This window comes from Pseudoflavitalea rhizosphaerae, assembly GCF_003991355.1.
GTDB lineage: Bacteria > Bacteroidota > Bacteroidia > Chitinophagales > Chitinophagaceae > Pseudobacter > Pseudobacter rhizosphaerae.
Map to the genome: position 1 here is coordinate 404302 of NZ_RCSU01000004.1, position 21961 is coordinate 426262.

Here is a 21961-nt window from a genome sequence, read left to right on the forward strand (position 1 = left end):
TAGCTTCATTTTCGGATTTCCTGTTTTTTCTTTTTCCATACCCAGTAAATGCCTTTTACGTCTGTTTTCCAAACGGGCAATAACAGCACCAGTATGATCTCTTCTATCAGATCAATAGCCGTGACCAGCAGGGTGATGTAAAAAAGCAGTAAGGGAGGTTGTTCAAGAAAAAATAGCAAAATGAGAAAAACACCCTGCAGCAGTGCTGCGAGTTTGGCGGCCCTTGTATGAAAGCTGCTGAATTTTTTATAACGGATGAGTGCAAGCGTAATTTGAATTAAAAAAAGTAGAATAATGGGAACGATATAAAACAATTGCTCTGTCAGGAATGCCGGTTTCAGGATTATCGCACCCACAATACCGGCAACCACGGTGAGGTCATCAGCAATGGAATCCAGCCTGGAGCCCATGATGCTGGTGACTTTATATTTTCTGGCAAGACTCCCGTCAATCATGTCTGTGAAGAAGCTGAGCACCAGCAGCCACCTGAATAAATTGTATTCATTGAGCAGTAAGAGGCCAACCAGTACTGGTGCAGCTATCAGCCGGTAAAAGGTGATCGCATTGATAAGATAAAATCTGTAGGGACGCATGATTTCAGAAAGTCCAGCCCTGCTGTTTCAGTTTGCAGATGTTTGAAGGTAGTGAATGGTCAGGGAATTTTCCATGACAGGGGTCAGTATGCTTTCTGATGTCCATCAGAATCGTATCAACTCCTGAATGAAGACATTGAAACGGGTTTTCCATTGGGACATAGAAAAATGAATATATTGCAGCGTATATGCTTTCCGGTACAATGAGGATCATCTTCCCATCCAAATAGACCTCTTCAAAAACGAGGGAGGACGAATATTTTACTATATCCTATGAGAACGGCGCTCCTGTAAATGCTGAATATTTCAACAAAAACGATGGTAGTTTCAAACTTTCTGCCAGGTATACTTTTACTGCTGAAGCACAAAAGAGAATAACAAAATCCCTGATAAAAAGATTCAGTTCAAATGGAACAGAACTGCCTGAAACAATTAAAAGAGATTACAGTTTCAATAGTAATTGAAAGCTGGTTAAGATCATTTTTAATGAGGATCAGGGTAACCCCAGGGTTTTCGAATACGATGCCAATGGTGATTACAAAAAGTCTCCTTATACCAGTGATCAACCAACGCTGAAGCATACCCGCACTACTGACTATAAATATGATAATGGCATCAACTCATTCTCGGTAAATGGTCTTGGTATAATGATGATGGTTGCTTTTGATGGTGAAGTTTTCAATGCAGATATGTTGTTGTCTGAACATAATGTCAGCTCTACCAGGTTGATTGATACCAGGATCGATTATCCGGGAACGCAGTTTCAGGAAACTACCGTTGAAACTCAGAGTATTGCTTATGCCAATGTTAATGATGAGAATGGTGGTTAAAAAAAGATTGATTTTACCCGGGGCTATAAAACAGAATATCAAAACGAGGTTACCAGGGATGATTCCTACCAGTACAGTCTGGATGTTACCTGTATACAGGAGATCAGGTAGTGAATAACGGAAGTTACCTGATCAGCAATACCGTTCCCTTCTTAACAAACATTTCTCCTGACGGGCATTTTACCTGTATCATATAAACATAGGAGCCGGTTGGTTGTGGTATTCCATTAAGTGTACCATCCCAGCAACCTGCCCGGTCAAACGGATTGAATTCATTCTTCTCGAAGATCTTATTGCCCCAGCGGTTGTAAATCGAAAGATGCTTCACTACTGAAACGCCCCTGATCTCGAAAGCATCATTTCTTCCATCATTGTTTGGAGTGAAAGCATTGGGTATACGGATATGTGTTTCTGCGCAGGCCATTTTGATGAAGAGTTCATCACTTGCCTCGCAACCCTTCTTCGTTTGAACAGTTACTTTATAGGTGATGCTGGTTTCAGGACTGCTCACAGGGGATGGGCAGGTGCTGCAATTCAACCAGGTGGCCGGCGTCCAGTTCCACTTCACCACATCATTGCTGCCCTGTGGTGTTAAGGTTACTTTTTCTCCTGTCTGTATCTCTTTGTCGCTGCCCGCATTGACGGTGGGCAGTGGATTCACCACCTGCATTATCTGGGCGGTATCTGTAAAGCAATTGTTGTTGTCGTATCCCACCACAGTGTACTGTGTGGAGCTGGTTGGAGAGGCAACGGGGGTCGGGGTTTGCGTATTGTTCAATCCCTGCGTGGAATAGATCCAGGCGTAGCGGTCCGCGCCGGCAGCCTGCAATGTGGTTGATTGACCTTCACAAATTTCCACAGGTGGTTTTACCTGTACTTTGAAAGGAAGTTGCACAGGTAATGTGTAATCTGCAGTGCTGGAACAGCCGTGTTCATCTGTTCCCTGTATTTTGTAAGTAGTGGTTTGTGCGGGTGTGGCAAATGGTTGATGGCTGCGCGGATTGTCCAATCCTGTGGCGGGCGTCCAGATATAGGTTTTACCTCCTGTAGCCGATAGTTGTAAAGGCTTGCCCAGGCAGGCAACTGCTGCAGCTGCATTCACCTTAATAACGGGATCAGGATAAACGGTGATCCGATGTGCAATGGCAGTATTGATCAAACAGCCGTTGGAATCGGACACCAGCAAAGAAGGCGAATACGTACCCGGTTTGGAATAAAGATGGGATGCCTGGGCCTTTGGTAACTGGCTGATTGTACCATCACCAAAATCCCAGGCGTAATTCAAAGCATGTTTGCCGGATAATGTCCAGTTAACGGTATGACCGATGCAGCCATCGAGGTCATCGGGTATTGCAGTGATGGCAGGAGCAGTAATGATCACTGAATCGAGATGCCGGTAGATCAGGCCATTGGTGCCGCGTGCAGTAAGGGTAATATAATAACGTCCGGGTTTGTCGTACACGTGGGTTGCATAACGAAGGTCGCCAGCCACTGTTCCATCGCCAAAATCCCAACTGAGGCTGTCTATATTATAGGCGGTAACAGAAAAATTGGCGAGCAGGGGCAGGCAGCTATTCTGCCCGATCAATGTTTTGGTGAAACTGAAAGAGTTTTTTACCGGCTCTATAGTGATCTCGCGTGTGTCTGTGCTGGAGCAGCCTGTGGCGGGATCGGTGGCGGTAAGCTTTACCAGGTATTTGCCGGGGGCAGTGAATGTATAGGTTGGTGCATAATCGGTGGATTGCGCGGCACTGCCAAACTCCCATTTGTAAGTGGGGTTGCTGACGTTGAAAGTGTTGGTGAAATTATGGAAGTAAACAACACTATTCACCGGGAAAACAGTGCCGCTTGAACTGATGGCAGCTTTGGGGCCATTCACCCGCACATAATTGTTGAACTGAGACGAATTGAGCACACAACCTGCTGCATCCCGCACTTTCAGGGTAACGTAATAATATCCGGGATTGGCATAGCGATGTTGCACGATGCCGCCGGTGTTCCGGGAAATCGTTTGTCCATCACCGAAATCCCAGATCCATTCAAGGATCTTGTTGCCTGTGCTTACTTTCGAAGTGTCTTCAAAACGGATATCGTTATTGAAGCAGGCATCATTGTTCAGGATGCGGAAGCCTGCCCTGGTGCCGTTCACAACAATGGGAATAAGATTGGTAGTATCGTAGCAACCGAAATAGGATTCGGATAGGATCATACGCAAACCGTTTTTTGCAGGATCGAGGTTGATGAGTTGTCCTTCATAAGGCAATGGATTCACCCAGTTCTGCCAGTTATTATGGTAACCTGTAAAAGGAGTGCCGTCTCCATATTCGATCTTATGAAAATAATAGTATACCCAGGCGCCATCGTAAGCGTGTGGAGGCAGGTTGGATAATTTAAAATCGAAGGGGTCGTTGGGGCATACCACCAGTTTGGGAGCGCTTAATAAGGGGGATGGTTTAAGGTGCACATAGGCGAAAGTAGAATCGCGCACGCTGCATTGCCCGTTGGTAACAGTCAACACTACTTTGTATTTTCCTGACGCGGCATAATTGTGCGTAATTACTGTTTGATCGGTGGTGTAGCTGGCGGTCTGTCCGTCACCAAAATCCCAGGCCCATATTTCCCCGTAGCGCGAGTTTTGGGTAAAGGTCACCTGTTCACGTTTATCGCAGGAGTTCTCAACCCTGCTGATCTTTGGAAAGGGAGGCAGTACTTCCAGGAAATCTACTTTTGTTATGGTATCGCGGCAGCCATAATTATCTCTTATCAGGCTGATGGTATATTTTCCTTTTTCGCTGAACTGGTACGTGAAATTGTTGTAATAGCTGGTCCCAACATAGGCTCCGTTGATATACCAATATTCATAGCTGGAATTGGTGTTACCGATGGATTGGAAATAAACAGGCGTGTTGCCGCAGATCTGTTTTCCGGAGGTGGAAGTGAAATCCGCCTTGAGCGTGCTCCTGATCTGTATTTCCCCATAATAAGTTTTGGTGCCTTTACAGCCTTTATCTGTTTCGTATTCCAGTTTTACATAATGATAACCGAGCGAAGAGAAGGTATACTCAGGTTCTGGATCGTTGGAAGTGGTGGAATTGTCGAAAGTCCATTTATACTTTACAATGGTTTGTTGGCTATTGGCTTTGAACTTTAATTTGGAAGGGCCGCATCCAACAAAATGTCCTTTGGGTAGCGTGTCTGTACGAAAGATATCTACCCAAGGCTCCTGTATCTGAAGGTATTGCTGTACCAGCCTTGAGCAGCCCGCCGCATTGTAGGTGCGGAGGGCAATATATTGGCTGGTATTGCTGTTGTACAGCTTGGCGGCATTGCGGGTGTAGGCATCAGGCGATGGTGAGTAGTAGTAATAGTCGAAATCCCATTCCCAGCGCACGGCATCCTTACTGGTGTCTTTGAACTGTACGGTAGTGGGGGCGCCGCAGATAGTGTTCAGGTCCATTACAAAGCCATCCAGCTTAGGCAGGTCCTCCACGGTGAAGTTGTGTGATTTGGTTACCTGACAATTGCCATAAGTGGTGGTCACTTTTACATTGTGCGCTCCTGTTGTGTAAAAGGAATTACTGAAGTTGCGGCTCCAGTAATAGTTGTACACATTGCCATCCACTTCCCAGTCGATCCGGTTGGGATCAGGTGAACAAACTGCTTCAAAGAGAACAGTTGCATCTTTACAAACCAGGGGCGGTGTTTTCAGATCAGTGCTGTAGTTGGCAACGTTCAGGTAATTGGTTTGCGTTTTTGCCAATTGACATCCTTCCGAACTGGTGGCAGTGAGCTTAACTGTATAGGTGCCTTTCTTGTTGAAAGCATAAGATGGACTGGCGTCAACGGAAGTTTGACCATCGCCATAATCCCACAGGTAAGTTAATGTACCGGGCCCTTCGCTCTTGTTGGTGAATTGCACGGCATCGGTCACATTGCACAATACGCGCTGATCTGCTTCAAAATCCACTTTCATTTCAGGCAATACGGTAAGCAGATCTTTTTTAACGATGGTGGTATGACAGCCGTAATTGTTCTTGACCGTGAGGCTTACGGTTGCAGGTTGTACATGATTGTAAATATGGTTCACTGTGGGCGTTGACTGCTGACTGGTAAATCCATCTCCGAAATCCCAATGGTAAGAAGCCATGTAGCCGCTGCCCGGTTTTGCGTCAGCGGTAAACCTTGCATCGAAGGGAATGCATCCTTTGGCGGAACTGCTGGTGAAATCCACTTCCGGCTTTTTGTACACTTCTATTTTCATGGAATAAGATGCCGATTGTGTTCCGTTCTTTATAGTGAGTGTAACATTGTAGGATTGCTCATCGATAAAAATGGCAGATGGGTTTGGCAGCGTGGATATATTGCCGTTCCCAAAATCCCAATGGTAACTGGTATTGGAAGTGGGACCTGTACTCTGGTTGGTAAAACTGACGGTTAGTGGGGAACAGCCGCCGGACCTGTCGGCAGTGAATCTTGCCTGTAATTGTGCGTTTAATGCATTGGAAAAAAACAGCAGCATAAGGATACATGCAAATCTAAGTTTCCGCATTGAAGTGATACAGGCAGTTGGCATTGCTTGAGGTTTGAACAAGGTTATTATCGGGTACAGATGCCTGTTTGTGCGGGCTGCAAACAGGTTGAAAACACTAATATATTAAATTCAGCGCAATTTATGGAGGGATGGTCTGTTTAATAGAGGTTCGCGGATAAGCTCCTGATTGTTAGGGTATCGGGTCTTTCCCGTTTTGCCAAAACCCCACCTCTTTTTGTCCATTTTGCACACCTTCAAGGTGTACACATAGCTTTACCTTTAAAAAAAACAATCAGTATGGCAGAAATAATGCACCGTGTAGGGATCAAAACAAATTCCATCGATAGTGTTTACCGCGCATTGACTACAAGGGAAGGTCTTGCAGGTTGGTGGACTACCAATACCCAGGGGGAAGGCGATAAAGTCGGAAATATCATCCAATTCCGGTTTGGCGCCGGCGGATTTGATATGCGGGTGAAAAAGCTCGATGCATCTAAACTGGTAGAGTGGGAGCTGGCGGAAGGCCCTGAAGAATGGATGCCTACTATCATTCAATTCGAGTTGAGGCAAGACGGCGATTATGTGATCGTAATGCTCAGGCATTTCAACTGGAAGGAGCGGGTGGAGTTCATGCATCATTGCAGCACCAAATGGGCGGTATTCCTCATCAGCCTGAAGTACCTGGTTGAAACAGGAAAGGGTAAGCCGGACCCTGAGGATATCAAGATCGATAACTGGAATTAAGGAATTATGCACTCTTAATAAGGATCACTTGAAAAAGCGATCCTTATTCAAAATCCTTCTAATATCCATCTCCGTCTGCAGCGGGGAAGGTTTTACTGAAGCTTTAGATATGCCAGGGGAGAGCTCTTCCTGTTATTGGAAGATCCGGTTCCTGTTAAATATATTGTCGGTTATACGAAAAGGTTATTCCTGTCTTCCAGCAACCCTTTGATCAGTGTCTTGAGCGATAATTTCACTTCATAGGCTTTTGTCCAGTCCCCTTTTTTCAGGAAAAAATCGCAATCGGAGAACACGATGAATTCTTCCGGCACATTGTTGCGGATGAAGAAGATCTGGCCATTGAGCTTGCCGCTTACATTCTTCGCATTCACGGTATGTGTGTAGTCGATGCCATCCACGAATTTCTTCACGGTGGCAGCATCTGTGAATTTGTACTTCGCGTCGGAGGCCATGTTCACCGGGTTGGTGGCAGGCTGGAAGTACACAGCGGTGATATTGTTCTTGATCTCGGCCATACTGATGCTATGTGCAGTGGATTCTTTTTTTCTTTTCTTTTCATCTGAAGGGGTGCCGATTGGCGGTTGTGCGGGCTTGCCGGCATAACCCACCTGGTGAACGGATCCTGCTTCTTCGGTGCAATCGCCGTAAACCTTGCCGGTAGGGGCTTTCACGGTTACGCCTGTTACATCGGCCACTTCTTTTACCTTATCCGCTCCTTTCTGATTGGCGCCTGTATTGCAACCTCCGAGGAAGATCTCGGCACCGGGTGCGAAATATGGACGAAGCCTTCTCAGTTCGGCCTGCCAGGCTGTATCACTATTGATATGTTTGCCGGTCTGCCAGCCCATTCCATCCCCTGTGCCTACCACACCATCGGTACCATGACCATAGATCACCAGCTTCTGGATCTTCTCATTCGGCTTCAGGCTTGCAATGGCCTGGTCTACCAGGTCTTTCACGCTGGTAACCCTGAGGCAACCGGGATTCTTTCCGGCTTTTGCAGCCAGGAATCCATTATCGGGCGGACTGGCCGGTTCCTTCTCCACCACGGTGATGGTCTTTACGGCAGCAGCTGTTTTGCTTTGTTCATAATAATAGTCATCACCTCCATCGGAAAAACTCCAGGCCGTTTGTTCGAAGCTGGATTCCCAGAGAGATTTGGCCTGCGCAGGGCTCAGCTCATCTTTGATATTCTGTGGCAACTCTGTAAATCCTTCTTCGAATTGGGCATCAGTGATGGCTTCCTGTCCATTCTCCATCTTGGCGATAGCTTGTGAAAGAGCTTTGATAATGTCTTTTGTTGCCGTGAGTTTTGCATCGGCTTTGATGCCTGTTCTCTTCGCTACAAAATTAATATACTCCTTTGTATTGTTCTCCGTAACGGGGGCATATTCGGCAAAGATCTTGCTGATGGTATTCCTGTCGCCTTTGATATAGTTGCGGAGGAGGATGATCAATGCGCGCACACCATACTTGTAATCGGTGAACTGTTCGAAAGTGCCATCGGTATTTTTGTCTTTGGGAACTTTACCCAACCAGTCATTCACCTTACTGTACACCAGGTTACCCGGGTTATTATTCCGGATGCCTCTCGGCGCTTTGTTCATCGGGTAGCCATAACGGCTTTGCGCCTTTGCAGGCGGTGGTGTGCGTTTTGCCTTCTTTTTATTTTTCAGGAAGAGCTCTTCCTGCAATTCGAAGAACCTGTTCATATGAATGCGTTTAAAAGTTTGTATTCGAATGTTTGTGTCCGTTATATATGTCAGGGTATGATCTTTACAAGTTCGAAATGCATACCGTCTATGCTGCTTCCCTTGAAATGGCCTCCCCAGAAGAATCCATGTTTATTGGCGATCTCCACCAGTTCTCGCACGCAACCTTTTGCATCTTTGAGGGCAGGTACAGAGCCGCGCGCATTCCATTCCGCATTGATATCGAAAGCCGTTCCCCAGGAGTGATTGCTGAGGCGGGCATCGGAACGATTTTCGGGTTTGGTGCCGCGGATATAGCGGGGCACATAACTCCCGTTGAAAGTATGGATACGGTCCAACAGTCCTGCCTTTTCCCATTCGGCCCATAAAGCTTTCAGTTGTTTGGCCCCCTTTGAATGGAATTGCATTCCTGTTTTTGTCACGAGTTTGCCGGAGCCTGAATTACCAACGAGCTTCCCATTCATCTGGGGAATTTCCACCCATTGGATATTGGTGGAAGGCCAGTTGTCCGTGACTTTGATGGCTTCCGCGTTATCCGTGGTGGGCGCAGCTTCGTAAGCGAACATGCCGAAGAGTTGTTTCTTCTGGTCCAGTGTGAGTGGCGACAAACCCGCGGGCCTTGATGGCCAGTTTGGGTCTTGTGCGGCTTTTTCCATAGCTGCGGATTCCACATTGATCAGGTCAAGGTCCTTAACAAAATCTTCCGTGGAGAAGGGCAGCACATTTTTGATGGACTGCAGCGGGTCAGGCAGCCCGCCTTTGAAAGGATCAGGCAATCCGCCTTTCAACGGATCAGGAATTTCCGGGAAGCCGGGCAACGGGGGCGTGGGCAATTGTCCGGGTGGAATGACGTCATCAAAACTGTCGAATCTTTGTTCCATATCAAAGTCCCCGAGATCGAAGGAATTGGCAAAGTTCATACTCTGCGCTATCTGGTCGAAAATAGCGTGGCGGTCTTCGTTCTCTTTATCCTTATCGTTTTTTGATTTCGATTGATCATTTCCGTTATTTCCGGAGCGTTGGTCATCTGCCTGTTTCAGTTTCGTCATGAAATCATCGTCCACTTTATTCTTGTCGATCAGTTCTTTCTTTTCCGGGTCGAAAACCTGTTTGCCTTCCAGGATGGCGGCGAGGTCTGCGGCAAATTCATCATCGCTCATACCTTTCACGGCTTCTCCCAATGCCCTGAGCGGATCTGGATGATGCAGGGCTGGAGAGGGAGGTGCGGGTGGAGCCGGTGGCATTTCCTCCGGGATATAGACGGGGATCTCTTCCGGTAGTTCCTGTGCATAAGTTGTAGCAGGCTGCGGCTCTTCAGCCAGGTATTCTGGTGATGGCTGAGGTTGATCCGACGTATATCCTCCGGGGTTAGTTTCCCCCGTGGAGTGCTGAACGGTATATTCAGCGTCTTCGGTGACGGGCTGCTCTTCGAAAGATTCCACCTGCCAGTCAACCGACATCTCATACTGAAAGCCCCCGGGGCCACTCAGTTGAATGGGCTGCTGATCGTCATAGAATTCCACGGAAGCTGTCCTGCTTTCAACAGGCTTTGCGATCTTCCTTTTTTTGATGCTGACAGTTTTGTTGTGCACTTTCAATTCCTCGTTCAGCTCAAACAGGTATCCCTTCTTCATGTTGCAATTTTTTTAGCGTGAATATTCATCCTGAAAATGGCGAAGGGGTCCAGGGTAACCACCACTTCGTTCACATCTTTGATCAATTGACCGGCAGACATTTGTATCACCAGCTTATCGGACTTGTGTTGCAGTACTTCCGCCAGCTGATCATTGATCACTACTACCGGTTTGTATTTCCGGGCAACGGAAAGGTTCTTTCCGCTCAGTTCCAGTACGGGGCCATCGATGCTCTTGCTGACTGAGATCTTGTTGATGGCCGGCGGGATCTTTGCGCGGCGCGCCTTTTCGATCATGGCCGTCAGGTTCCTGTAATTGGTGTTCACGGCCCCTGTTTTGTCAAGCGCCACATTCTTCTTTTCTATTTTCTCCACATCTTTCACCGAGTTGACGCCGATCTTCTTCAGGTTCTTCTTAGTATCATCATCCAGTCCTTCGATGCTGTCGATACTCACATCATTTGCCGTGGGCAGGCGGCTGGTTTCCCTTACCTGCTGGTCGGTGATGGAGCCGAGTTGGATAGACACTCGGGAAGCGCCTGCCTGACCGGGTTGCGCCGTAATGAATTTCACTTTGTCGCCATCGAAAGCGGGAAAGAGCTGAAGGTCCAGCGCTATATCTTTCACGGCATAGGTCAGCGGCTTGTTGATAGCTTTCAAAGCAAGCGTGTCGCGGGCTTTGTCGAGCTCCACGATCATGGAATCCAGGAAGGTTTCCAGGTTCCAGTAAGTGTTGGATGAATTGCTTGCCGCTGGCATATTCCTTTATTCTATTTTTTCGAATCTGAAACGAAGCTGGTGCATAACCGGGGTAAAGCTTGTTTCCAGTTTGTACAGGGGAGGCGTGATGCCGATCTGCACTGCACCATCATTGTCCATCGCCACCATCAGTTGCACGGGCAGGTCCATTTCGATACCCTGGATATGCATGGATACGCCTTCATCCTCATCGATGATCTCTTCCACGGGCTCCGTGAACATTTCGATCATCTCAGACGGGCTCATCATTGATTCATCGATCAAGCTTGTTCTATCTTGCTGAATAGGACCCATCATCTTTTCCTTTTTTAGGTTGAAGGTTCACCGGCATCAATGCCACTTCCTTGTCGAATATCACTTTGGCGCCATTGATCACCAGTTCGCCTTTTTCTGCTTCTGCAGCTTCCCTTTTGGAAGCCCTTGACAGTACCGGGAATTCCTGCATGGTTGATAGCATGATCATTTGTTTTGTGTTCCGATAAAATGAACGGATGTGGGGCGCGCGAACACCACTTCCTCATCCACTGTACTCAATACATTTCCGTAAGGGTTGATCTCGTTGGCCTTCTTCAGGGTTAGTTTGATGAGATCCACTTCAGGATAGACCCAGAGGCTATTGGTAACGCCATCTTTGTTGCGGAAGCTGAGCTGACTCTGCGCCGCAGTGTCTACCAGTTTCTTGAATTCATAATGGCGTAAGGCTTTTAGTTGCTTTTCATTCAGGGAAGGATAGGAAGATATCAGGGGCAGGAGATTATTGAGGGCAACGGCAGAAAGGTCCATACCTGTTTTCATTTTGATGAAGGTCTGCTGCCTTTCGGAATGTTCTTCCTCTTTCTGGTTTTCCTGTTTTCTCGTTTCTATTTGTGCATTTTGTACAGCCCTGGGATTGTAGTGCATGTAGTATTTACAAACGATATGCACTTCAGACCTGAGGCTGCTCAGCGGACTTTCCCAGATCTTATGCCAGAAGTTCCGGTGTGTGTTCACATTGTTGAGGGGAATGCCGGCCTGAACTGGCTCGCCGATCCGGCCGAGCGTATAACCATCACTGATAAGTATAGCGTGAGTTTTACGTACTACTTTGGTTTGCGATTTTTCTTTCCAGGCAAAAGCGATATGCACCAGGAGATCGTGATTGGCCGGTAACCCGTTCAGCTCCTGCGGTTCGAAGCGAAGCTGGTCTATAACGGTGCCGGGTTGTACATTGCTCAAAGGGAATTTCTTTTCAGAAACCAGCTTGTTGCGATGGTCCCTGATCTGGATCTGCGCCATGGCTTTTTCGAGCGGCGATTTTCCATTGATCTTAATGGCGAATATGATGCCTTTGTCGCGGACATAGATCACTTTGGGAGTGCCGTTCACATCGATGGTCTTTGCTCCAACGATCTCCAGATCATATTCCCTGCCTGTTTTCACAGACATGGCGGCTGGTCTTTCCTTTTCCGCTGCCTTTATCTGCTGCAGCAGGAGCTCCGCTGCCGGGTCAGGCGCTGTAGCAGGAGTTGCTGGCTGCTCCTGTACACTGAATGCTGCTGCGCGGGAACGGCTATTGCGCTGACGACGGTATTCCGAAGCAATAGCCACGGGTAATGTCTTCCTGAATAATTGAATACCCTGTTCATGGCCGTTAGTAAGTATCTTTTTGGACCGGTTGCCGAAGATCCTGTTACCCTGCATTACAAACTCCTGCGGGTCATGGCTGAAGCTGAGGCTTTCCGTTGGAAGCTCTTCCATTTTTTTGATCTTCAGTTCCGGCACCATTTTACTGATCTTCTTTTTGAGATCTTCCTGTAGTTGCAGCAGTTCATTGCTGATCTTTTCAGCCATGTCTGTAGTGCGTTCCGAGATCTCATCGATGCTGTTAAGGCTCATGGTCTTTTCTACCAGGGGAACGGTATTGCAAAGTGCATTTACGATCACCGATTGTGCTACAGGCTGCATGGGCGCTGCCTGTGGTTGCATATGCGTGATCATGTTGTAGGCGCTGATGCTGCCGATCATCTGTTTGATCACATCGTCCATGTTCACACCTTTCGGCATCATGGCTTCGATATGGCGGTATTGTTCTTTATTGAAATTGAGGAGACCGTTCTGAACGGTCCCCAGTAATTTATTGGGCTGGTCGCCGATGGCATTGATCACGTTCGGGTCCATGGCTTTTTCCGCCAGCGGCATCAATGCGGGAATGGCTGCCAGTAGGGCAGGAGCGATCTTGGCCTCGGAATATACAGTGGGCGGGTGTTTCAGCGTGGCTTCCATCGGCCGTAATTTTGTAAGTTCCCGCTTCACGGCCATCAGTTCCTGGTCAGGCAGTTTCACGATGGCATCTGCGATGACTGCATATAATTTTTCCGGGTTGCCGCCGATGGCTGCAATGGCTTCTTTCGTCATGAGCTTGTTTAGAACGGGAGCGATGGCGGAAGAAGCACCGAGCAGCGTGGAGGATACGGTCCCTGAAAGTGATTTGGCAACCGCTGTCTTGTTCTCTTTCATCAATGCGGTGATGAGGTCTGTAACGGCCTTTATATTTTCCGGCGTCAGCAATGATTTCAAATCGATGGCAGGAGCTGCCGCAGGTGCTGCTGTACCTGCACCATTGGAACTATTGCCGCCTCCCTTGCTCATAAGTCCACCCAACAAATTAGTGGCGATGGGCAGTAGGTTGGTGATCAGAGGCATCAGGGATGCGAAGGACATTGGCCCACTCAATGGCGTTTCCTCAAAATCGAATGGTTGTTGCGGCTGGATGGTTGGCGCTTCGCTCATAAGTGAAAAATTTACTGGTATCCGTATATCGGGCAGCTCGTCTGTGTTGTATGGTTTGCGCGACAATAATTTCGGCATCACTTCAATCACGGCGGAGAATGTTTGTCCCTGCCTGTTCTTCGTTTTGTAAGTAAAGAGCTGGATGAACCTTCTCTCGTTGTTGAAGATGGCAGGGTCCAACTGTATGGTCCTTCCTGTTTTGATACTATTGGCTTCAGGCCCGCGAAGCGGTAGTCTGCTTTGGGCGCCATCGATGAAATCTGTGCCGCCCTGCTTTGTGACCGCTTCACCGATCACCAGTTCCCACCAGGGCGAACTGCCTGTGTCCATGTAGAACTGGATGCGGTTGGGCGACTTGTCCAATAGTTTCAGAATTGCCAGTGCCATACGCTGTGTTCATTATTTTGCTGGAATCGGGAAGCCGCTGCCCTGTTGTGGTTGCTGTTGCGCCTGCTTGCCGGAGGCGCCATTCGCATACATGGCCGCGAAATTGTCGAGCTTGAAATAATCTGTCTTGAAATCGATCTTCACCTTACCGGTTAGATTAGCTTTCAGTTGATCTGTGTTCTTGCTGTTGGCGGAAGACACAGTCACTTTCGATTTGGTTTTATTACCGCCACCACCTGCGCTGATGATCCCAAAAAGATTGAAGCCGCCACTGCCGCCGCCGCTGGATTGTTCATTGGTGTTCACCATATCTGCACGGTTGGCTTCCCGGTTGCCCTGTACATCGAAGATCACGCCGGCTTCCACAGTTCCTTTTTCCACCACCAGGCGGGTAACGCCCATCAGCAACACTTCACGTAGCATCGCCCTGTGTTCCTGTGCCATGGCGATCTTGGCTTCCATGATCTTTGCCTTCACTTCATTGTCTTCCATGTCTACTTTTCCACCATCAGGTTTGGTGAGGGAGATCTTCCCATTATCCATGGAGATATTGAACTGGTCTGATTTGTTTTCGGCGAGATAGGCGAAAGTATCATCGTCTTTCACTCCTTTGATCAACTCAGCCACGCTCTTGGTAGCCTGTTTCATCAGGCGGATATATTCTTCTGTTTGCGCGCGCATCACGGAGATATTCGCATCAAACACAGATTTGAGCAGGTCTTTCACAAACTGGGGGAAGTCTACACTATCTATCAGGTCTTCAAAATTATCCACCAGTCCATTGAAATTCTTCTCATGTCTTTTGTCGTTGATGGCCATTTCGGTAACAAGGCCGTGTTGCCGGGAAAGCGTATCGTATTTGTCTTTCACCAGGTCCTGGTAGATGGTTTTCTGATCGTTCAGCGGCATCACTTTATAGGTGGGCGTAGCAGCCAACACCGAGCGGGCATGGCTGCGCGCCATACTGAGAATATCCTGTTGTGATAAATTTGACATAATCGGATTGTTTAAGAAAATGATCAATACCTGTCTGTTGTTACATTAGAATTTCCAGTCGTCCTTTTCTTCCGGTTCTGCTTCTGCATCATCTTCGATATCGTTAAGCATTTCTTCCACGTTTCCGTTGGCAGTGATGAACTCGGTGATATTGTCGAGCAGTGCGCGGAATTTTTCTTCCGGATAGCTGGCTTCATCAAACTGGGCGATATCTGTGAAGATGCTATGTCCTTTCACGGCAATGGTGCGGAGGGCGGCCACGTTAGGGATCACGCCGAAGGCATCAGAGCTGACCCTTTCGATCACCTTCCACATATTGCGCTGGTAGCCCTGTCCGAGCTGTTGTACAATTTCCGGACGTTTCAGCAAATCGATAGCGCTTTGGAGCTGTGCATACATTTCAGGCAGAAGGGCTTTGATCATACCGCTCATGAACACGGAAAGATTGTATTGAAGGTTCTTGATGGCATGGTATACGCCGATCTTGGAAACATATTCGAAGGCATTGTCGTTGGCTTCGAATTTCTGGATGTATTTCACGGTCTCGTTCATGAGAACGGTCCAGAGTTGCGCGAATTCTGTGTTCACCACGCTGTTCTCCAGCACTTCGGCATCACCTGTATTGAACACGATCTTGTAGAACATGGCGCGTTCTTCGGCTGTGCTTCTTTCTTTCCGGAGCTTGTAGTAACGGTAAAGCTTAGTGGCTGTTTCACCCTGCGGGATATCCAGCTTGCCTTGTGTCCAGGCCATCAGGATGGCGTCTGCAATACGGAGGATGCCGAGATCATCGGCCAGCACTTTGGTGTAGAAGAGCACGCCGGCGCCGAGGATATTCTTTCGGTCGATATATTGTCCTTCTTCGTCATCAAAATAATCCACTTTGAAATCGAAGCTGTCTACTGAAATATCGGAATACACATTCCTTACAGGATCGCTGTCTGAAGTACCCAGTTTTGCCGCATAGGCGTATGCGTTAGCAAAGTATTCATCGTACTGGTTGGGAGGCAGTGAGTCGCCGCTGATCTGGAGGTCAAGTTTGTAGAGATATTCTACCATTTTGGTTTTGATCTCCGTAGTGCCTTTGGATGCGGGGATCTCGTTCTGCGCGAAATAATCATTCACGTATTTGGGCAGCCTGCCGTATTTCATCATGCTGCTGATCCGTGTTTTCATGAAAGTGGCGGGCCTTCCGGATGCATAACTGAAGCGGGAATTACGGATGAGTTCCAGGAATGCTGATTTGTCTAACTGCTCATCGTCCAGGTGTGAACTTTCGAAATAATCTTCGGCCACCAGTTCATTAACTTCATCCTGTGCCTGGTCTGCATACAGGAGAATGCGGTTGAAGAATCCATCGGAGTCTTTCACTTTGTCTATGGTGAATGCTCTGTAGAGGCATGCCACATAGATGGGCTCATTGCTGAGCAGGAGCCGGAGGTTATTGTCGATACTGCTTTTGCGGATGCGGGCCGAGGTTTTTCCGATCTCGCCTGTAAGGCCTGCTGCCAGCAATTCCTGTTTCATCCAGTATTGCCCTGGCAGGAAGATGCCACCGGAGCCGGGATGCCTGCCTGCTTTGCGTTTCTTTCCTCTGCGATAGTTCCTGGAATGGCTGATGAGCAATTGCACAAATGCACTCTTGCTGATCTTTTCCGCGATCACTTCTTCCTGGAGTTTCTTCAGGCGTACTTCAATATCTGCAATGCCGGCTTCCAGCTCTTCTTTGAGCTTGATGAGTTTTTTGTATTCCCCGCTGTTGGGTTGTAATGTTTTGAGCTGGTTATTCGTTTCTTCCAGTTTATTACGATTATCTTCCAGTGTGCGACGCGTTTCAATGGCTTCGCTCTTTGCATCATTATCGTCCTTCCATTGTTTTTTTTCCTGGAAATCGCCGCTGTCTTTGTCCATTATTCCCGTTTCACTCCAGGGGTCCTGCACAATGTAGGCGCAGATCTCATCGATGGCCTTCTGTACCATCTTGTCCGCCTTTACAGGAGGGGCGGAGATATCGAAATCCGATCTTAACCTGGTGGGCTCCAGTATTTCGAGATCCGGCATGGAGTCGCCATTCATGGGTAAGGCGTCCAGATCAGAAGGGTTGAATGATTTGAATAAAGACATAATCTTTGGCGTTTAATTGTTAAAAAATTTATAGTCCATGAACTTGATGGCGTCCATCAGGTTGATCTTTCCATATCCGTACCTGATATCCTTGAACCCCGGGAAGTTTCTGTCTGCCGTCATTTTCAGAATATGTTTCAGTTGAGCGTCCGTCAGTTTCCTGGATCTTTTCAATGCGTAAGATTTAAGCAAGGCGATGGCTCCCGCCACGAAAGGCGATGCCTGGGAAGTTCCGGAAGCAAACGAGTATCCATGACCGAGGCCGGCACTGTATACCTGGAAACCAGGCGCAACAAGGGATATATGACTGCCATAAGTAGAGAAGCCGGTGATCTTGTCGTCATAATCCACAGCACCCACAGCTATCACATTATTGAGTGCGCCGGGATAGTAGCGATCATTGGTGCCGTCATTTCCGGATGCAGCTACCACGGTCACTCCTTTCCTGATGGCATATTCGATCACTTCCTTATGGGGGAGGCCTCCCCCGGTATGTTTTACGCCAAGGCTCATATTGATGATATCCGCGCCCTGGTCAACGGCCCATTTGATGCCTGCGCTGATATTATCGATCAGGCCGGCGCCTACTTTTTTTCCGTGGTTGTTCATGGCGCCGAGTACGCGCACGGGGATCACTTTGCATTCGGGCACTACGCCCATCGGCATTTTAATGCCTTTTGCGCAGAGGATGCCGGTTACATGCGAGCCATGGCCCACTTCATCGTCAGGTTCGGAATCCTCACCTATAAAGTCGCCGATGAAACGGTCAGCGCCGTCGAGGATATCCACGAAGTCCATGCCCGGCAGCAGTGAATGGTTTATCTCAGGATGGCTAAGGTCTACTCCGGTATCGAGTACTGCGATCTTTACCGCAGGATGTCCTTTGCTGTAGAGTTGTGCTTCTTCAAGGAAGATCTGTTTGCCGGACCTGTCGAGGTTGGATGCCTGTGAAAAGGAGAGGGCTGTATCGGGCAGTTCAGCAATGCCGATGATCCCCGGTTGTGCTTTTTCCACCACGGGGATCAGCCTGATCTGCTCTACCAGTGCAGGAGGCAGTTGCTTGTCTTCCTGTAAAATGATACGGTAAATCCGGTTGAGGCCTGATTCAATTTCTTCTTTGCTCCACCCGTTGGTAACGGGATCAACGGAGCGTTGTTGTTTCGGTTTGTATTCTTTTGTAACCCAGAAATTGAGTTGGTTGGTCTGCATCAGTTTGTCGATATCCTGCTGGAACCTGTCCACCGCCAGTGATCTGTTATCTATAAAATCAGCCCAGTAAGGCGCATCGATTGCGTCTATACCTGTTTTCAATTTTATGATCAGATGCGGTTTCATGATAAAAGCGGTTGTTCATTAGCGTTATCTGGTGGGAGAACCTGAAAATTCAATATCAAAAGTAAGATCATACAAAAGCGAAGTCAATCCTCATTTTTGAGGAAATGTGAAAATTGAGAGAATTGGTTTTCAAAGAATACCACTAAGTGGTATCCTCATTTCTGATTATTTTCAGAAATATAATCTTAGCTTTATATTCTTGTACCTATCTTAGCGATCCCCACCACTTTACACCACTCAACCCGGCATCCTGAAGTTGCTGAAAGGCAGCAGGCGCCTGATTTAGCATAACCTTTTTGTGCAGGCAAAACAGAAAACCATGATGCTAAAAGACAATGTGTTGTTGGAACAGATCAATGCGATCATTCGTGATCATTTCTTCAGCACGCATAATTTTATTCATTACCTGTATCAGCATTTTCCTGATTTGGTGGGCAATGCGGTTCAGTCGCCAGCCGAAAGGCATGTTCCATTAGAACCGGCGCCTGTTCTTACGAGGCGGGAAAGGGAAGTACTGGATCTTCTGGCCGAAGGACTTTGCGCCAAGGAGATTGCGCAGATCCTTTTCATTAGTGAAACCACGGTGGTTACGCATAAAAAGAACCTCAAGAACAAATTCAAAGTCAAGAATACTGTTGAACTGGTATCTAAAGTATTTAGTCATATGAAATAAGTCCGGGCTGCATCTTTAGATACAAATGGTCTTTATAATTTCTGATATACCCTCACCCAATCTACTTCAAATCTGCGGGGGAAAGATGTGTTTTCAGGATTGCCACCGTTCTGTCCGCCAATGGCCAGGTTCAGCAACATATAATGTGGTTGTTTGAAAGGATTGAATCCCGATCCATCTTTATTCACCAGTGAGTCCGTTGGAACTTTGTTCAGTAGTTGATCATCGATGAATAATGCAATGTATTTTTCCGTCCAGTCCATTCGCCATACATGGAACTTATTTGCCCAGGCTTCACCTCCCAGAGAATCTGTTGAAAAAGTATTGCTATGCCATTCCTGGCGCCCTTCCCTGCCTAGACAAACAATATTCGCCAGCAGCATTTTACGATAATACTCCATGATATCGATCTCTCCATTTGCTGGCCAGGGCTTATCGATCCCAAGCGTCCACCAGGCCGGCCATAGTCCATCACTGATATCGATGCGGCCCCGCATTTCAAACCGTCCGTATTGCCATTGGGCTTTGCCAGAGGTGATAAGACAGCTGGATGTGTATTCTATGTTTGGCCGCTTCCCGCGCCAGTCTTTAACTTCCGTTGAATACATTGGATTGGCTTTCTCTTCTTTGCGCGCTTCTATTACAAGCACTCCCTTTTCACAAAGTGCATTTTCCGGCTGGTACCATTGGAATTCTTCATTACGTACAAAGCCTTGTTCATAATTCCATTTGGAAGAATCGGGACGGCCGGACTGATCAAATTCATCCGACCATACCAGGTCGTATCCTTCTCCGTTATATTTGGTGGCAGCATTGTTGCCGGACCCGGAAGTACTTTGTGAACCGCAGGCCAGCAGGGCAAAAGCTGCGAGTATTAAGAAAACAAAGCCAATACGCATAGTTTTTGTTTTTTCTTACAACTAAATCTACAAATTATTACCACAGTGAAAACTGCCTTCAGGAAAGATTTTTTGAAAAATGTAACAGGATTACCGGTTCCTGCGCTTAATGCAGAAATTGTATTTGTTGATGATATCAATGTGTTCATTTCCTCAAAGGATGATCTTTCTCAGGGCTACAGCCATTTTATGATGGAGGTTCAAAACTTCAAATCAGTGGTTCTCAAAGCCCGCGACCATCGTGTATTTGCCGTCTTCGATGAAATGTTCAGCGGCACCAATAGCGAAGACGCCATCAATATCCTGCGTATTGCTGTAAAAGGGATTTCTGTATTCAGCAATTCCTTTTTCCTGATTTCCACACATTACAGGTTAAAGGACCTCGGTATCACTGATGATAGTCCGGTCGATCTCCTGTACATAGCATCCGGTATCAGTAATGGTATTCCTCAATTCACCTACGAAGTGAAAGCCGGGAGTTCAGATCTGAAATTAGGGATGATACTTTTTGAGAATGCTGGTCTCTTACAATTATTAGGAATTGATGATAGTTGGTTTCCCGCTTAACGAAAGAACAGTCTCATACTTTCAGCAATGCCTTTCCTGCTACTGCTTTCCCACTGGTGAATGCTGCTTCAACGGTGCCGATCAAAGGGCCTTTGTAAAAAGCCTCACCTGCAAAGTAGATCGTTTCAGCAACAGGCTGTTGAAGGAAATCCATCACTCCTGCAGTGTCCACCGTTGCGTAAGTATAAGAACCGAGTGTATAAGGATCGGAAGTCCAGTCAATGATCTCTGCGCCCCTGAGTAATGCATGTAAATCAGTTGCATTCTTATGAAAGATGTTTGCCAGAGAATTGATAGCCAAATTGAGCAAACGCTTTTTACCTGTATTCGCCCATTCCTTTGCGGGAGGTCCGCCGAGCCAGCCGGTCAGCAGGCCAGACTCCTGCGGGAACTGCGTCCACCAGGTAGGGACCGGTTCTTCAGACAATATGAATTGCAGGTCATGGAACTTTTCTCCCTGCTCTTTCCAGAATGGATGATCAAATTGGAGGAGTATCTTAATGATGGCGCCCATGCCGATTTTCTTCACCGCATCCATATATTCTGTAACGGCAGGAAAGAATTGAATGCTCCCTTCCTGTGAGGGATGAGCCTTCAATACATTCAGCGGAATGGTGATGATCACTTTTTGCGCCAGGAACGTTTCCCTGCCTGCCGTGATTATTTTTATCGATTGCATTTCCCAATGCAATTCCTTAACGGGTGAGGATAAACGAAGTTGTCCGCCTTGTTCCAGGTAATCATCCCTCAGGAATTCCATCAGGCTGCGGTAACCTTTGTTGATCCGGTATTGCGGATTATCTTCTTCTCCCAGCCATTCTTCACGCAATGCAAAAGTGCTTGCATCTGCCGGGTCAGCCGTATCATAGCCGGTAGCGAAGCGGATCGCTGCTTCCCTGAGTACCGCATATTGTGGTTGGTTGAAGTGTTGATCCAGGAAATCCAGCAGCGGAAGGTCTTCCTTTAATGATTTCAGTTTTTCAGCGAATGTATCCCAGTCAGGAATGATCTCCTGGCTTTGTATGAGCTCTCCATTCCTGAATTGCCACCAGGAGCCTTCAGTCTGATGAAAGGCCAGGCTGGCTTCTTTCAGTAATGATTTTGTAAGGGGAAGATCACCATGAATGAATTCGGCGCCGTATTCAATATGATCATTGTTTCCAACAGAAGCTGTATGGATCCGGCCTCCAATGCGGTCCCTTGCTTCCAGTAAAATGGTTTTCTTACCGGCTTTTGCCAATTCCCTGGCAGCCATCAGTCCGGCTGCGCCAGCGCCCACAATAATGAATTCATATTGTTCCATAGAAAATGAAATTACAAAATTGTATTATTGCAACAGGCTACTATCCTTACTAACTGCATTCAATCCTTCATAATCAAACCTTCCTGTTCCCCGTTAATGGCGGGCC

17 protein-coding genes are annotated in these 21961 nt (G+C 47.4%); 4 read left to right on the forward strand and 13 right to left on the reverse strand.

The genetic code is table 11. From position 1 onward, the window contains the following. Positions 1-5 precede the first annotated feature (5 nt). The gene (locus D9Y29_RS09700) at positions 6-593 is read right to left on the reverse strand and encodes a CDP-alcohol phosphatidyltransferase family protein (protein WP_127127460.1); all 588 of its coding nucleotides are present in this window, start codon (positions 591-593) and stop codon (positions 6-8) included. A 647-nt stretch (positions 594-1240) separates the two neighbouring features. Here D9Y29_RS09700 and D9Y29_RS09705 point away from each other — a divergent pair. Continuing rightward, positions 1241-1423: a hypothetical protein gene (locus D9Y29_RS09705; RefSeq protein ID WP_127127462.1), complete on the forward strand. Its 183-nt coding sequence runs from the start codon at positions 1241-1243 to the stop codon at positions 1421-1423. A 124-nt stretch (positions 1424-1547) separates the two neighbouring features. On the opposite strand, the gene D9Y29_RS09710 is transcribed toward D9Y29_RS09705, so the two are convergent. After that, positions 1548-5942, reverse strand: a complete 4395-nt coding sequence (locus D9Y29_RS09710; protein ID WP_164735335.1) for a PKD domain-containing protein — start codon at positions 5940-5942, stop codon at positions 1548-1550. A gap of 309 nt (positions 5943-6251) precedes the next feature. Between D9Y29_RS09710 and D9Y29_RS09715 the strand changes: the two genes are divergently transcribed. After that, positions 6252-6698, forward strand: a complete 447-nt coding sequence (locus D9Y29_RS09715; RefSeq protein ID WP_127127466.1) for an SRPBCC family protein — start codon at positions 6252-6254, stop codon at positions 6696-6698. 170 nt (positions 6699-6868) lie between these two features. Here D9Y29_RS09715 and D9Y29_RS09720 read toward each other — a convergent pair whose 3' ends face one another. The 9 genes from D9Y29_RS09720 to D9Y29_RS09760 are packed head-to-tail and all read right to left on the reverse strand — an operon-like array spanning position 6869 to position 18413. Further along, entirely contained in the window at positions 6869-8410 is a 1542-nt protein-coding gene (locus D9Y29_RS09720) for a DUF4347 domain-containing protein (protein WP_127127468.1), read from the reverse strand. 50 nt (positions 8411-8460) lie between these two features. Beyond that, positions 8461-10044 (reverse strand): M15 family metallopeptidase, encoded by a 1584-nt coding sequence (locus D9Y29_RS09725; protein ID WP_127127470.1) that lies wholly within the window; start codon positions 10042-10044, stop codon positions 8461-8463. Further along, a complete protein-coding gene (locus D9Y29_RS09730; RefSeq protein WP_127127472.1) occupies positions 10041-10802 on the reverse strand; it encodes a hypothetical protein in 762 nt (253 codons plus the stop codon). Before D9Y29_RS09730 ends, D9Y29_RS09725 begins: the two co-directional genes overlap by 4 nt. Before the next feature lie 6 nt (positions 10803-10808). Next, positions 10809-11066, reverse strand: coding sequence for a hypothetical protein (locus D9Y29_RS09735; protein ID WP_127127474.1), 258 nt, complete (start codon positions 11064-11066; stop codon positions 10809-10811). Positions 11067-11073: 7 nt separating this feature from the next. Continuing rightward, positions 11074-11259 carry a hypothetical protein gene (locus tag D9Y29_RS09740; protein WP_127127476.1) on the reverse strand — a complete coding sequence of 62 codons (186 nt, stop codon included), beginning with the start codon at positions 11257-11259 and terminating at the stop codon, positions 11074-11076. A 2-nt stretch (positions 11260-11261) separates the two neighbouring features. Next, positions 11262-13958 carry a hypothetical protein gene (locus tag D9Y29_RS09745; protein WP_127127478.1) on the reverse strand — a complete coding sequence of 899 codons (2697 nt, stop codon included), beginning with the start codon at positions 13956-13958 and terminating at the stop codon, positions 11262-11264. A gap of 12 nt (positions 13959-13970) precedes the next feature. Next, the gene (locus D9Y29_RS09750) at positions 13971-14954 is read right to left on the reverse strand and encodes a hypothetical protein (protein ID WP_206513752.1); all 984 of its coding nucleotides are present in this window, start codon (positions 14952-14954) and stop codon (positions 13971-13973) included. 45 nt (positions 14955-14999) lie between these two features. Then, positions 15000-17078, reverse strand: coding sequence for a hypothetical protein (locus D9Y29_RS09755; RefSeq protein ID WP_127127480.1), 2079 nt, complete (start codon positions 17076-17078; stop codon positions 15000-15002). A gap of 12 nt (positions 17079-17090) precedes the next feature. Continuing rightward, on the reverse strand, positions 17091-18413 hold the full coding sequence (locus D9Y29_RS09760; RefSeq protein ID WP_127127482.1) for a S8 family peptidase: 1323 nt from the start codon (positions 18411-18413) through the stop codon (positions 17091-17093). A 319-nt stretch (positions 18414-18732) separates the two neighbouring features. On the opposite strand from D9Y29_RS09760, the gene D9Y29_RS09765 reads away from it, so the two are divergent. After that, a complete protein-coding gene (locus D9Y29_RS09765) occupies positions 18733-19086 on the forward strand; it encodes a response regulator transcription factor (RefSeq protein WP_127127484.1) in 354 nt (117 codons plus the stop codon). A gap of 32 nt (positions 19087-19118) precedes the next feature. Here D9Y29_RS09765 and D9Y29_RS09770 read toward each other — a convergent pair whose 3' ends face one another. Continuing rightward, entirely contained in the window at positions 19119-19985 is an 867-nt protein-coding gene (locus D9Y29_RS09770) for a glycoside hydrolase family 16 protein (RefSeq protein ID WP_127127485.1), read from the reverse strand. 45 nt (positions 19986-20030) lie between these two features. Here D9Y29_RS09770 and D9Y29_RS09775 point away from each other — a divergent pair, with 45 nt between their 5' ends. After that, positions 20031-20552 (forward strand): MutS-related protein, encoded by a 522-nt coding sequence (locus tag D9Y29_RS09775; protein ID WP_164735336.1) that lies wholly within the window; start codon positions 20031-20033, stop codon positions 20550-20552. Positions 20553-20565: 13 nt separating this feature from the next. Here the strand turns inward: D9Y29_RS09775 and D9Y29_RS09780 are convergent, their stop codons facing one another. Further along, positions 20566-21855, reverse strand: a complete 1290-nt coding sequence (locus D9Y29_RS09780) for a flavin monoamine oxidase family protein (protein WP_127127489.1) — start codon at positions 21853-21855, stop codon at positions 20566-20568. Positions 21856-21961 lie beyond the last annotated feature (106 nt).